Annotated in this window: 10 protein-coding genes and 1 tRNA gene; 7 read left to right on the plus strand and 4 right to left on the minus strand. The window is 67.3% G+C overall.

Features of this window, described 5'->3' with window-relative positions:
• Positions 1 to 142: 142 nt before the first annotated feature.
• Together MBENS4_RS13515 and MBENS4_RS13520 are read left to right on the plus strand one after the other, a co-directional pair.
• Positions 143 to 862, plus strand: a complete 720-nt coding sequence (locus MBENS4_RS13515) for a ParA family protein (protein WP_039391344.1) — start codon at positions 143 to 145, stop codon at positions 860 to 862.
• A 40-nt stretch (positions 863 to 902) separates the two neighbouring features.
• The gene (locus tag MBENS4_RS13520) at positions 903 to 2273 is read left to right on the plus strand and encodes a tetratricopeptide repeat protein (protein WP_039391346.1); all 1371 of its coding nucleotides are present in this window, start codon (positions 903 to 905) and stop codon (positions 2271 to 2273) included.
• A gap of 251 nt (positions 2274 to 2524) precedes the next feature.
• Here the strand turns inward: MBENS4_RS13520 and MBENS4_RS13525 are convergent, their stop codons facing one another.
• Positions 2525 to 3772, minus strand: coding sequence for a dihydroorotase (locus tag MBENS4_RS13525; RefSeq protein ID WP_039391348.1), 1248 nt, complete (start codon positions 3770 to 3772; stop codon positions 2525 to 2527).
• A complete protein-coding gene (locus MBENS4_RS13530) occupies positions 3769 to 4749 on the minus strand; it encodes an aspartate carbamoyltransferase catalytic subunit (protein ID WP_039391350.1) in 981 nt (326 codons plus the stop codon). Before MBENS4_RS13530 ends, MBENS4_RS13525 begins: the two co-directional genes overlap by 4 nt.
• A gap of 147 nt (positions 4750 to 4896) precedes the next feature.
• On the opposite strand from MBENS4_RS13530, the gene sppA reads away from it, so the two are divergent.
• A complete protein-coding gene (gene sppA, locus MBENS4_RS13535; protein WP_039391351.1) occupies positions 4897 to 6822 on the plus strand; it encodes a signal peptide peptidase SppA in 1926 nt (641 codons plus the stop codon).
• Here sppA and MBENS4_RS26140 read toward each other — a convergent pair.
• A complete protein-coding gene (locus MBENS4_RS26140) occupies positions 6819 to 6977 on the minus strand; it encodes a hypothetical protein (RefSeq protein ID WP_199904381.1) in 159 nt (52 codons plus the stop codon). The two genes, sppA and MBENS4_RS26140, sit on opposite strands and share 4 nt — an antisense overlap.
• Before the next feature lie 188 nt (positions 6978 to 7165).
• Here MBENS4_RS26140 and MBENS4_RS13540 point away from each other — a divergent pair.
• Both MBENS4_RS13540 and tig read left to right on the plus strand, forming a co-directional pair.
• A tRNA-Leu gene (locus MBENS4_RS13540) sits at positions 7166 to 7250 on the plus strand.
• Positions 7251 to 7343: 93 nt separating this feature from the next.
• Entirely contained in the window at positions 7344 to 8909 is a 1566-nt protein-coding gene (gene tig / locus MBENS4_RS13545; protein WP_039391353.1) for a trigger factor, read from the plus strand.
• 99 nt (positions 8910 to 9008) lie between these two features.
• Here the strand turns inward: tig and MBENS4_RS13550 are convergent, their stop codons facing one another.
• Positions 9009 to 10298 carry a hypothetical protein gene (locus tag MBENS4_RS13550; protein ID WP_039391355.1) on the minus strand — a complete coding sequence of 430 codons (1290 nt, stop codon included), beginning with the start codon at positions 10296 to 10298 and terminating at the stop codon, positions 9009 to 9011.
• A 497-nt stretch (positions 10299 to 10795) separates the two neighbouring features.
• Here MBENS4_RS13550 and clpP point away from each other — a divergent pair, with 497 nt between their 5' ends.
• Both clpP and clpX read left to right on the plus strand, forming a co-directional pair.
• Positions 10796 to 11461: an ATP-dependent Clp endopeptidase proteolytic subunit ClpP gene (clpP, locus tag MBENS4_RS13555; protein WP_039391357.1), complete on the plus strand. Its 666-nt coding sequence runs from the start codon at positions 10796 to 10798 to the stop codon at positions 11459 to 11461.
• A gap of 156 nt (positions 11462 to 11617) precedes the next feature.
• Complete coding sequence (gene clpX / locus MBENS4_RS13560) at positions 11618 to 12871, plus strand: ATP-dependent Clp protease ATP-binding subunit ClpX (protein WP_039391358.1); 1254 nt, start codon at positions 11618 to 11620, stop codon at positions 12869 to 12871.
• Positions 12872 to 13010: the final 139 nt, after the last annotated feature.

A 13010-nucleotide genomic window follows, 5' to 3' on the forward strand; every position in this document is an offset into this window, starting at 1 on the left:
CTGCAAAAGCCGCGAAAATACCCGGCTGCACGGATCGAGTGTGCAAAATTTACGCTGATTAACGGTAAATTAGGAACGGTCTGCGATTCCAGTTCCCGACATTCTTCAGACCCCGCTTTGGGGTTTTCGTGGGGGACCGACTTTGCGAGTACTGGCACTGGCTTCACAGAAGGGCGGATCGGGCAAGACGACTCTGTCCGGCCACTTGGCGGTTCAAGCGCAGCGCGCCGGGGCAGGCCCGGTCGTTCTGATCGACATCGACCCGCAGGGTTCGCTGGCCGACTGGTGGAACGAGCGTGAGGCCGAACTGCCCGCCTTTGCGCAGACCACCGTCGCGCGCCTTGCCAATGACCTTCAGGTGCTTCGCCAGCAGGGCTTCAAGCTCGCGGTGATCGACACCCCGCCGGCCATTACCATGGCGATCCAGAGCGTCATCTCGGTGGCCGAACTGATCGTCGTCCCGACCCGCCCGAGCCCGCACGATCTGCGCGCCGTGGGTGCAACAGTGGATCTGTGCGAACGCGCGGGCAAGCCGCTGATGTTCGTGGTCAACGCGGCCACTCCCAAGGCGCGCATCACCGCCGAAGCCGCTGTCGCGCTTTCGCAGCACGGCACGGTGGCCCCGGTCACGCTGCACCAGCGCACCGACTTTGCGGCCTCGATGATCGACGGGCGCACGGTGATGGAAGTGGATCCCAACGGACGCTCCTCGCAGGAAGTGGGCGCGCTGTGGAACTACATCGCCGACCGCCTGGAAAAGAACTTCCGCCGCACCGTCTTTGCCGCGCCCGGCCAGAGCGCTCCGGCGCAGGGCATGGCCCGTCCGGTCGGTGGCTTCGGTCGCCGCGTCGCGGGCTCGTAAGAGCCCTCGCACCCGCGACCCATCGACGAGGAGCTGCCGGATGTCCCGAGTGAACCTTTCCCCGCGCCAGGCTGGTTTTGCCGTCTGTTCCGCGCTTGCCGCGTCCCTTCTGGGCGGCTTCGTCAGCCACGCCGCGCTTGCGCGCAGCGAGGCGGAAACCGGGTCGAGCGAGGCCTACGCCGCAGAGGTTTCCAAGGACATCCTCAAGGCGGAGAAGCGGGTCGAGCGCGCGTTCGAATCGGCCTCGCGCCGCAGCGAGCTTGCGCACACCTATCTCGCTGCGGGCCGCTTCCAGTCGGCCGAGACCACCTTCCGCGACGCGCTTGCGCTGGGCGATGAAAACCCGCGCACCGCGCTTGGCCTCGTCCTCTCCAGCATCGGTGCGGGGCACAATGCCGACGCGCTGCGTGTCCTCGCGCAGTGGCGCGACCGCATCCCGGCCAGCGATCTTGGCCTGGCCGTTTCGCTGGCAGGCCGTCCGAGCCAGGGCGTTGCCATCCTCACCGATGTCGTGCGCGGCGGGGAGAACACCCCCAAGTCGCGCCAGAACCTTGCCTATTCCTATGCCCTGAGCGGTCAGTGGGCGCAGGCGCGGATCATTGCCTCGCAGGACGTTCCGGGCGACCAGCTCGACGCACGTCTGGGCGAATGGGCCCGCAGCGCGCGCGATGCCGACAGCGGCCTGCGGATCGCAAGTCTCCTCGGAACGCCGCTCGATGTGCGCGATCCCGGCCAGCCCGTGGCGCTTGCGCTCAACGGCCGTTCCGACGGCGCGGCGTTCGCCAAGGCCGACGCAGTGCCGCAGTCGCTGGCGATGACGGATGCGCCGGTCCAGGCACAGGCCGAGCTTCCCGCTCTTGCGGCCGCCGCGCCGATGGCTGCGCCCCCGCGCACGCCGGCCAAGGCTGACATTGAATCCATTCCGGCTCCCAAGCCCGAGGCCGTCCTTGCCGTCGCACCCGAAACCGCCGGATCGGTCCGTTTCGTGTCGACGCCTGTCGTCCAGCGCCTTCCCGAAGTGCGCATGGGCCGTTCGGCTCTGGCGGCGAAGGCTCCGGCCAAGGCCGCTGCTCCGGTCCGCACCGCGTCGGCGGACACGGCCAGCACCGACGACACGCACCTTGTCCAGCTCGGCTCGTTCCGCACGATGGAAGGTGCCGAGCGCGCCTGGGGAATCTTCGTGGCGCGCGATCCGCGTCTCAAGAACCACACCATGCGCATCACCGAGGCCGAAGTCGCCGGACGCCGCTATTTCCGCGTTGCCGCGGAAGGTTTCGATGGACGTGCCGCGAAGTCGATGTGCGCGGCGGTGAAGAACCGCGGCGGGGGCTGCTTCGCCTACGCCGAGACGCGCCCGCTGCCCGGCGCGCTCCTTGCTCGCAATTCAAGCGGTCCGCGCTACGCGCGCTGATCCGTTTCAACCAGTTCCATGTGAACCTGAAGGCCATCGTCCCCCCGGGGACGGTGGCCTCTTTTTTGGGGCGGTGAAGTGGGCAGAAATTTCAAGGGGCCATCGCCCCTTGACCCCGGAATCGGCGACCTCACCTTCTTGGGCCACCCTGGCGCGCGGAAGGTGAGGTCGACAGTTCGGGGAGCCCGAGGGCGATGGCCCTCGGATCAATTTTTCTGTTTTCGTGCCTGTTCGGCCACGTGGAGAGGGACTTAGGCCGCTTTGGTCTTGAGCGTCATGCCGCCCTTGAACAGCGCGAGCACGCGGCCTTGGACGGGCTGCTTGTCGAAGGGGGTGTTGCCCGCGGTTGCGGCCATCTTGTCCGAATCGACGATCCAGGGGCGGTCGGGATCGATCACCGCGATGTCGGCCTCGGCGCCCACTTCGAGGCGTCCGGCGGGCACGCCCAGCAGCCTTGCCGGGGTCGCGGCGAGGAGATCGAAGGCGCGCGCCATGTCGATCACGCCGTCGCGCACCAGGTTCATGGTGAGCGGGAGCAGCGTTTCGGCCCCGGCGGTACCGGGCGCGGAATCGGCGAAGGGCAGGCGCTTGTCTTCCGAGCCGCGCGGGTCGTGGCCCGAGGCGATGACATCGATGGTGCCATCGCCGATCGCCGCGATCACGGCCTTGCGGTCCTCCTCGCAGCGCAGCGGGGGCGAGAGGTGGGCGAAGGTGCGGAACTGCGCGACGGCCAGGTCCGAGAGCATGAAGTAGCCCGGCGACACGCCCGCGGTGACCTTGAGGCCGCGGTCTTTGGCCGCGCGCACGAGGTCGAGCCCGGCGCGCGTGGTCACGTTGCGGAAGTGGATGGCCGCGCCCGCCAGTTCGGCAAGGGCGACATCGCGCGCGATGGCGATGGCTTCGGCTTCGGCCGGCGCGCTCGGCAGGCCCAGGCGCGTGGCGATCTCGCCCGCAGTGGCCACGGCCTTGCCGGTGATGCCGGCGTCCTCGGCGTGGGCGATCACGGTCATGCCCAGCATCGAGCAGTACTGGAGCAGGCGCAGCATCGTGCCCGAATCGCCGATCCAGCGCCGTCCGGTCGCCACGGCTTTCGCGCCAGCCTCGCGCATGAGCGCGATCTCGGCGAGGGATTCGCCCTTGAGTTCACGCGTCGCCCCGCCCAGCGGGTGGACCCAGAAGTCCGGCTTTCCCGAAAGCGCGGCGAAACGCACGCGCGAGGGAATGTCGAGCGGGGTCGGCTGGTCGGGCATCAGCGCGGCGCGGGTGATGCCGCCGAAATGGAAGGCGGGCTTGTCGATGGCAAAGACGCCCAGATCGACAAGGCCGGGAGTGACGAGCCGTCCGCGTGCATCGTGCACGGTGTCGCCCTCGCGCGCGGTGACGTCGGGGCCCATCTCGGTGATGAAGCCGCCCTCGGCGCGCAGCGTGCCCTCGGCAATGGTGCCGTCGGCGTGGAGGATGCGTCCGTTGCGGATCGTCAGCGGTGCGTGCTGGCTCATGCCCAACCCTCCATCTTGCGGCCCTTGCGGGTGAGCACTTCGAGGCAGGCCATGCGCATGGCAACGCCCATCTCGACCTGGGTGGTGATCTGTGAGCGGTCGATCATGTCGGCAACGTTGCTTTCGATCTCGATGCCCCGGTTCATGGGGCCGGGGTGCATGACCAGCGCGTCGGGCTCGGCCAGCTTGAGGCGCTCCTGCGAGAGGCCATAGAGGTGGCGGTATTCGCGCGGGGAGGGGATGAACTGGCCCTCCATGCGCTCCATCTGCAGGCGCAGCATCATGACCACGTCCGAACCCGCCAGCGCGGCGTCGAAGTCGTGGAAGACCTTGACGTTCATGCGCTCGATGTCGGCGGGCATGAGCGCGGGCGGGGCGCAGACACGCACATCCGCGCCCAGCGAGGTCAGGCACAGGATGTTCGAGCGCGCGACGCGGCTGTGCAGGATGTCGCCGCAGATCGTCACGCGAAGGCCGTTGAAGGCGCGCTTGGCGTGGCGGATGGTGAGCGCATCGAGCAGCGCCTGCGTCGGATGCTCGTGCTGCCCGTCGCCTGCGTTGAGGACCGGGCAGTCGACCTTGTCGGCAATGAGCTGCACCGCGCCCGAACTGGAGTGGCGGATGACGATGGCATCGGCGCGCATGGCGTTGAGCGTCATGGCCGTGTCGATGAGGGTCTCGCCCTTCTTCACGCTGGAGGTGGCGACGGCCATGTTGACGACGTCCGCGCCCAGGCGCTTGCCCGCGATCTCGAAACTGAGCAGCGTGCGCGTCGAATTCTCGAAGAAGGCGTTGATGATGGTCAGCCCGGACAGGACGTCACGGCGCTTTTGCGCTCCCCGGTTGAGTTCGACCCATTGTTCCGCCTCGTCGAGGAGGAACCAGATCTCGTGGGGCGCAAGGCCGGCGATACCGACAAGGCCGTCGTGCGGGAACGCCGCGCGGCCTTCGGGATAGGTATATTCTGGAGCTGTCATCGAAGACAGGGCCTTAGGCCCGCTCCCGGTCCCACTCAAGCCCCATTCGCACGACGCTGATCGGTGCGTGTCGCACGCCGGGCGAAGAGGGCCTTCCCCAGCTGCGGGCAGGGCGCTAGGTTCGGTCGATTTTATCCGGGAGTTCCAATGCAATTCGCCTCCAAGGTGTGGAAGCTGCTGGTCGGCATCAAGGACGCGCTCGTCCTCCTTTTGCTGATCGGCTTTTTTACGGTGCTGTTTGCCGCGCTGAGCCTGCGTCCAAGCCCGGCAAAGGTGGAGGGCGGCGCGCTGCTGCTCCAGCTCGACGGCGTGCTGGTCGAGGAGAAGAGCACGCCCGACCCCTTCCAGCTGCTGCTCGCGCAGCAGGCGCCGGTGGGCGAGTACCCGGTGCGCGACGTCGTGCGCGCGCTGGAGAGCGCGGCAAAGGATGAGCGGATCACCGCGGTCGTGCTTGACCTCTCGCGCTTCCTCGGTGGCGGACAGGTCCACGAACGCGCGGTGGCCGCCGCCATCGACAAGGTGCGCGCGGCGAAGAAGCCGGTGCTCACCTTCGCCAACGCCTACGCCGATGACGGGGTGCTGCTGGCCGCGCATGCGAGCGAGGTCTGGGTCGATCCCATGGGCGCGGCCTTCGTTTCGGGGCCGGGCGGCAACCACCTGTTCTACAAGAACCTGTTTGATCGCTTCGGGGTCAAGGCCCATGTCTACCGGGTGGGCACCTACAAGAGCGCGGTGGAGCCCTACCTGCGCGCGGACATGTCCGAGGCGGCGAAGGCGAACTATCAGGACATCTACGGCGCGCTGTGGGAGGGCTGGAAGGCCGACCTCGCCAAGGCACGCCCGAAGGCGTCGGTCGCGCAGATGACGCAGGACCCGGCGGCCTGGATTGCGGCGGGCAAGGGCGATCTGGCCGACGCCTCGAAAGCGGCCGGGCTTGTCGACCGTATCGGCGACAGGACCGAGTTCGAACAGCGCGTCGCGAAGATCGTCGGCGAGGCGAAGGGCAAGGACACGAGCGATTACGCGGCGCGCTACCGCCACACCGCGCTTGCGACCTGGCTGACCGCCAATCCGGCTCCCACCAAGGGGGAGACGATTGGCGTCGTCACCGTGGCGGGCACCATCGTCGATGGCGATGCGGGGCCGGGAAGCGCCGGGGGCGATCGCATCGCACGCCTGCTCGATGACAATCTCGACAAGGGCTTCAAGGCGCTGGTGGTGCGGGTCGATTCCCCGGGCGGCTCGGCCATGGCCTCCGAGCGCATCCGCCGGGCCATCCTGCGTTACCGCGAGAAGAAGATCCCGGTGGTCATCTCGATGGGCAACCTGGCCGCGAGCGGGGGCTACTGGGTCTCGACCGCGGGCGAGAGGATCTTTGCCGAGCCCGACACGCTCACGGGCTCGATCGGGGTCTTCGCGGTCGTCACCAGCTTTGAAAAGACGCTGGGGGACCTGGGCATCACATCGGACGGGGTGAAGACCACGCCGCTGTCGGGTGAACCGGACATCCTGGGCGGTTTCTCGCCTGAGGTGGACGCGCTTCTGCAAGGCTCGGTCGAATCGACCTACGCCAAGTTCCTGGGCGTTGCCGGCAAGGCACGCGACATGACCCCCGAAGCGGTCGACGCCGTGGGGCAGGGCCGGGTCTGGTCGGGGCGCGAGGCGATGGAACGCGGTCTTGTCGACGAAATGGGCGGCCTCGATGCCGCACTCGCCTATGCCGCGAAGAAGGGCGGCGTGGGCAACAAGGCCTGGCACGCGGAGTACCTCGCCGAGCCTGCCGATCCCTTCGATTCGCTCCTGGCGCAGGTCCTTGCCCGTCCTTCGGGCGAAGAGGCGGCGATCTCGGACTACGCCGCGCTGGCCGCGCGGGTCCATGCGCGTCGGATGGCGCAGGCGGGCCGTGCAGTCGAAGCGCTTGCCGGGACCAGCGGTATCCAGGCCTACTGCCTTGCCTGTACGGCCGTGGATGGCGCGGTTTCCGGCGCGCCGGGGGCGGCCCGCTCCGCTGGATCAGGCGGGCTTGGCAGCTGGCTGCGGCTTTTCGCAGCCGGGGCGCAGGCGGGCTTCTAGAGGCCCGGTAATTCGGCGGGCCCTGTATCCGGGGCATCGGTGTCGGGCCCGGGAAAGGGGGCCTCGTCGGGCACGGGCGCAGGGCCCGGGTCGCTGGGCACGGGCGGGGTTTCGGGCGGTGTCTGGCCGGGCGTATCGTCGGGACGGGTTGCCATCGGGACCTCCTCGCGTTGGCCTCGCCACGCACGGCGAGGCTTGTCTCCTCGAAGTGGGGAGGGGGGATTTGGCCTGCAAGGCCCCCTGTTTCGGGAGATGCACCCCGGGCAATGCGACTCGCGGAGCTTGCCCTTTTGCCCGTGGCCTTATAAGGGCACGTCCCTTGAGTTTTAGGCTTCATCCGAATGCGGGCGTGGCGGAACTGGTAGACGCGCCAGATTTAGGTTCTGGTATCGCAAGATGTGGGGGTTCGAGTCCCTTCGCCCGCACCAGTCCGTCGCGCATGGCCGGATGTGGCATGCGAATCGGTCGCGCCCGGCATTTGGCCGTGCACGGCTCCACGGATTGCACAGGAAGGCATTGAGATGCAGATCGTCGAAACCACCAACGAGGGCCTGAAGCGCGCCTACACGGTGACCATCCCGGCCACCACCATCACCGACCGCATCGAGGGCGAGATCAAGAAGATCGCCCCGCAGGTCCGCATGCCCGGTTTCCGTCCCGGCAAGGTTCCCGCCAACCTCGTGCGCAAGATGCACGGCGACGCGATCCACCAGGACATGCTCAACAACGTCATCCGCGAAGCGATGGACAAGCTGGTCGCCGACAACGCGCTGCGTCCCGCGATGAACCCCGACGTCTCGCTCGGCGAAGGCTACGAGCAGGGCAAGGACGCGGAACTGAGCGTCGCGCTTGAAATTCTCCCCGAGATCGACACGCCCTCGATCGATGGTCTCAAGCTCGAAAAGCTGACCGTCCCCGTCGCCGAGGACGCCGTCACCGAGCAGGTCGAGAAGATCGCCAGCCAGCAGCAGCGCTTCGAGACCAAGGACGGTGCAGCCGAGGACGGCGACCAGGTCATCTGCGACTTCACCGGCAAGCTCGACGGCGAGCCCTTCGAGGGCGGCGCGGCCGAAAAGCAGCCGATCACGATCGGTTCGGGCATGCTGATCCCCGGCTTCGAAGAGCAGCTCGTGGGCATCAAGGCCGGTGACGAGCGCGTCATCACCGTGACGTTCCCCGAGGATTACCAGGCCGCGCACCTCGCCGGCAAGGAAACCACCTTCGACATCGTCGCCCACGAGATCAAGGCGCCGGTCGAGAGCACCGTCGACGACGAGTTCGCCAAGCAGCTCGGCCTCGAAAGCCTCGAGCAGCTCCAGGGCCTCATCAAGGGCCAGCTCGAGCAGGAGACCGCCGGTCTCACCCGCACCGCGATGAAGCGCCAGCTGCTTGACCAGCTTGCCGCCGGTCACGATTTCGACGTGCCGCCCTCGATGGTCGAAGCCGAGTTCAACCAGATCTGGCAGCAGCTCGTCCAGGAAGCCTCGAACGAGGAAGATCCCGAAGCCGCGCTCAAGGAGATCGAGGACGAGAAGGACGATTACCGCAAGATCGCCGAGCGCCGCGTGCGTCTTGGCCTGCTCCTGTCGGAAATCGGCCAGGCCAACGGCGTCGAAGTGACCTCGCAGGAAATGTCGATGCTGGTCTCGCAGGCTGCCCAGCAGTACCGCCCGGAAGACCGCCAGCGCTTCATGGAATACGTCCAGCAGGACCCGATGATGGCCGCCCAGCTGCGCGCGCCGCTCTATGAGGACAAGGTCGTCGACTTCCTCATCGAGAAGTCGGAAGTGACCGAGCGTGAAGTGACCCGCGAGGAACTTCAGGCCGCGATCGAAGCCGAGGAAAGCGAAGCCGAGAAGGCCGAAGCCAAGCCCGCCAAGAAGGCGCCGGCAAAGAAGGCCGCGGCCAAGAAGGCTGACGACGCCGAAGCCGGTGACGAAGCGGCCGAGAAGAAGGCCCCGGCCAAGAAGGCTCCGGCCAAGAAGGCCGCTGCCAAGAAGACCGAGGACGGCGAGGCCAAGCCCGCCGCCAAGAAGGCTCCCGCCAAGAAGGCTCCGGCCAAGAAGACGGCTGCCAAGGAAGACTGATCGCGTTCGCGGAGCCCGGCTCCGCGTTCGATCGGCTCACGAAGGCCCGGCATGGTCGCCATGCCGGGCCTTCTTGCGTCCGGTCTCCGGGCTTCCAGCTTAGTTGGTTCGACGGGGGAGGGGACGGTCGCTGGCGATCCAGCCGTAGCCCACGCGCGTCAGCGTGAGTGTGTCGAGCGCGAAGCCCTGGCCGCGCAGGTGGGCCCGGATTCGGGCGGCGGTGAAGTGGCTGTCCGGGTCATGTTCGGCCCAGAACAGGTTGGGGCAGTCGCGCGAAAGGGTGCGGGAGCCTTGCGGGGCAAGCGTGAAGCCCAGGTGCCGGGCAACCTCCCGATAGGCGAAGGGCACGACGCGGGCGTTGTCGGCCGGGGGCATCGCGATGAGATCGGCGTTCCAGTAGGGATCGATGAAGACCCGGGTCCCGGGGCAGGCCGCCTGCACGCGCGCGATGATCCGGCCGGTCCCGTTCCAGGTCTCGCGCTCGGCCGCCCACAGGGCGTTGTGGCGCAGTTCAAGGCCGCCCACCACCAGCGCGGCCAGGAAGAGCAGGCTGGCAAGATGGGTGGGCCAGGCGCGCACCAGGCGTGCGGCGCACAGGCCCAGGAGGACGGCCAGCACGCCCACGGCGGGGGCGAGGTACTTTTCGATCAGGATCGGTCGCAGGCCAAGGTGGAGCGCGCTTAGCACGAGAAGGCCGAGCGCGAGCCCACCGCCCAGCAGCAGGCTTCCTGCCGCGTGGGGCGCGAGGCGGCGGGTCCTCCAGGTCTCGCGGACGAGGAGGAGCCCGCCTCCCGTGGCGGCGGCGAGCAGCAGCAGATTGGCCTCGAGCGTGCGCTGCAGGGCATAGCGCAGCGTGTCCAGCAGCGGGCCCAGGCCTCCCTCGATCCAGAAATGGGCCGTATTGGCCCCCCAGTAGCGCGCCTGTATGGCGGTGACCCCCAGAAAGACCGCGCCCGCGACCAGTGGGGCTGGCAGGAGCGCGCGCAGCCGCGGGCCATCGCGCAGCGCCAGCGCCGCGCCCACGAAGGGCACGTAGAGCGCGCCGCACAGCAGCGTCGTCACGATATGCGTGTTGAAGGCGAGGAACGTCGCGGTGAAACCGGAGACAAGGGCGGCTCGGTCGCGGCCCTCGGGCGCGGTCCAGCTGCGCAGGAGGGAAAGCGCCAGCACCGCGCCCAGGCACAGCGACAGGAAATAGGAGCGCAGCTCGCTCGCCGTGTGGATCGTGGCGCGCGCACCGAGCAGCACGAGCAAGGCGGCAAGGGCGCTGGCGCGCAGCTGCGGGTCGCGCCGGACAAGGGCCCACCCGGCAAGCCCGGCTGCGGCCAGGATGGCAAGATGGACAAGCCGGTGGCGCGGGACAGGTCCCAGCCAGGCGCTCGCGCGCATCAGCGCATAGTAGAAGGGGGGATGGTTGTCGCGCAGCCAGCTCGTGCGCAGCGCGTCGCTCCAGCTGCGCGTGGGCAGGGTGACCGCCTGGGTGTAGAATTCGTCGTACCAGGGGCCCCGGTGCCGGGTGACCCAGCGATCGCGAAAAGCAGGAGGGCAAAGGCGCTCGCCGTGATCAGGGCGTTCCAGGGGATGCGCCCTGCTGCGGCGCGCGCGTTCATTTCGAGGTCATGCCTTGTCTCCGGGGCCGGTCCGGCGGCCCGGGCGGTACATTGACCGGGAACTGCGCGGATTCGGTGGCTGCGACATCCGTGGTGGGGAGTGCACGCAGGCCTGTCAATTTCCCCGCCTTCAGGCGTCCGAGTGCGGGACGGAGCGGGGTGGTTTGGGCAATTGTGGAGCAATTGTCGCAATCCATACACCGATTGATGGGTTTATGCCCTTGAACATCGGGATAGGGCACGCGAAATAAGGCAGGCAACCAGATGAGGAATCCCATGCTCGACCTGTTTGGCGCGTCAGGCGCTCAAGGAAAATTCACCACCGATCCCGTGACCGGCGCGCTCGTGCCGATGGTCGTCGAGCAGACCAGCCGGGGTGAACGCAGCTTCGACATCTATTCGCGCCTCCTGCGCGAGCGCATCGTCTTCGTGACCGGTCAGGTCGAAGACCACATGGCCTCGCTGATCGTCGCGCAGCTGCTGTTCCTGGAATCGGAAAATCCCTCGAAGGACATCTCGATGTACATCAACTCGCCGGGCGGTGTCGTCACGGCGGGCATGGCGATCCATGACACCATGCAGTACATCAAGCCGCGCATCTCGACCGTGTGCATCGGCCAGGCCGCCTCGATGGGCAGCTTCCTGCTCGCAGCGGGTGAGCCGGGCATGCGCATCGCGCTTCCCAATGCGCGCATCATGGTGCACCAGCCCTCGGGTGGGGCGCAGGGCATGGCCTCGGACATCGAGATCCAGGCCCGCGAGATCCTGCGCATGCGCCGCCGCCTGAACGATCTCTACGTGAAGTACACGGGCAAGTCGCTCGACGAGATCGAGAAGGCGATGGACCGTGACACGTTCCTCGAGGCCGAGGAAGCCCTGGCCTTTGGCCTGGTCGACAAGGTCTTTGAGACCCGTCCCGACGCGGACAAGCCGGAGGGCTGATCGCCTCCCGGGCGTGGACAGGGAGGGGCCGGAATTGGCGGATCGGTCCCTTCACCCCCTGTCAACGTTGACCGCCTAGGATTGCTAAACCGCCCCCGTCCAAGGTAGACTCGTCGAGTCGCCCGCGATGGGGCCTTTAGATGGAATGCGAAGAAATTGAGCGGATCTGACGCGAAAAGCACCCTGTACTGCAGTTTCTGCGGGAAATCGCAGCACGAAGTGCGCAAGCTGATCGCGGGACCCACGGTCTTCATCTGTGACGAGTGTGTCGAGCTGTGCAACGACATCATTCGCGAAGAGACGAAGGCGGGGATCGCGGGCAAGAAGGATGGCGGCGTGCCGTCCCCCCGTGACATCTGCGAGACGCTGAACGACTACGTGATCGGCCAGGAGCGCGCCAAGCGTGTCCTGTCGGTGGCTGTCCACAACCACTACAAGCGCCTCAAGCACGCGGGCAAGCAGGGCGACGTCGAGCTGTCGAAGTCGAACATCCTGCTCGTCGGGCCGACCGGCTCGGGCAAGACCCTTCTCGCCCAGACGCTGGCCAAGACCTTCGACGTGCCCTTCACCATGGCCGACGCCACCACGCTGACCGAAGCCGGTTACGTGGGCGAGGACGTGGAGAACATCATTCTCAAGCTGCTGCAGGCCTCCGACTACAACGTCGAGAAGGCGCAGCACGGCATCGTCTACATCGACGAGATCGACAAGATCAGCCGCAAGGCCGAAAACCCGTCGATCACGCGCGACGTGTCGGGCGAAGGCGTGCAGCAGGCTCTGCTGAAGCTGATGGAAGGCACCACGGCCTCGGTCCCGCCGCAGGGCGGACGCAAGCATCCGCAGCAGGAGTTCCTGCAGGTCGACACCACGAACATCCTGTTCATCTGCGGTGGCGCCTTCGCGGGGCTCGAAAAGATCATCGGCGATCGCCTCCAGAAGCGCTCGATCGGCTTTGGCGCGCACGTTGCCGATCCCGACAAGCGCCGCGTGGGCGAACTGCTCCAGAAGAGCGAGCCCGAGGATCTTCTCAAGTTCGGCCTCATCCCCGAATTCGTCGGCCGTCTGCCGGTCATCGCGACGCTTGAGGACCTCGACATCGCCGCCCTGGTGATGATCCTCAAGGAACCCAAGAACGCGCTGATCAAGCAGTACGCCAAGCTCTTCGACCTGGAGGACGTCGAACTGACGTTCACCGACGAGGCGCTCGAGGCGATTGCCCAGAAGGCGATCGACCGCAAGACCGGCGCGCGCGGCCTGCGTTCCATCGTCGAAGGGCTCCTGCTCGACACGATGTACGACCTGCCGACCGAAGAGAACATCGCCGAAGTCGTCGTCGATGGCGACGTGGTGGCGGGCCGCAAGGAACCCGTCCGCGTCCTCAAGGGCGACAAGGCCGAGGAAGCCGCCTGACCGGCACGCCTCCCGCCTGAGCGGAAATCTTGGAAAAAGGGGCCCGGGGATCGCAGGATCTTTCCGGGCCTTTTTTCATGGGAGTAGGAAAAGGCACAGATCCGAGGGCCATTGCCCTCGGGCTCCCGAAACCGTCTAG

This window comes from Novosphingobium sp. MBES04 (genome assembly GCF_000813185.1).
GTDB lineage: Bacteria > Pseudomonadota > Alphaproteobacteria > Sphingomonadales > Sphingomonadaceae > Novosphingobium > Novosphingobium decolorationis.

Coding starts and splice junctions, on each gene's coding strand:
- clpP (WP_039391357.1), top strand. CDS start 10,796: ATGCTCGACCTGTTTGGCGCGTCAGGCGCTCAAGGAAAATTCACCACC.
- tig (WP_039391353.1), top strand. CDS start 7,344: ATGCAGATCGTCGAAACCACCAACGAGGGCCTGAAGCGCGCCTACACG.
- MBENS4_RS13530 (WP_039391350.1), bottom strand. CDS start 4,749: ATGACAGCTCCAGAATATACCTATCCCGAAGGCCGCGCGGCGTTCCCG.
- MBENS4_RS26140 (WP_199904381.1), bottom strand. CDS start 6,977: ATGGCAACCCGTCCCGACGATACGCCCGGCCAGACACCGCCCGAAACC.
- MBENS4_RS13520 (WP_039391346.1), top strand. CDS start 903: ATGTCCCGAGTGAACCTTTCCCCGCGCCAGGCTGGTTTTGCCGTCTGT.
- sppA (WP_039391351.1), top strand. CDS start 4,897: ATGCAATTCGCCTCCAAGGTGTGGAAGCTGCTGGTCGGCATCAAGGAC.
- MBENS4_RS13525 (WP_039391348.1), bottom strand. CDS start 3,772: ATGAGCCAGCACGCACCGCTGACGATCCGCAACGGACGCATCCTCCAC.
- MBENS4_RS13550 (WP_039391355.1), bottom strand. CDS start 10,298: ATGCGCGCGAGCGCCTGGCTGGGACCTGTCCCGCGCCACCGGCTTGTC.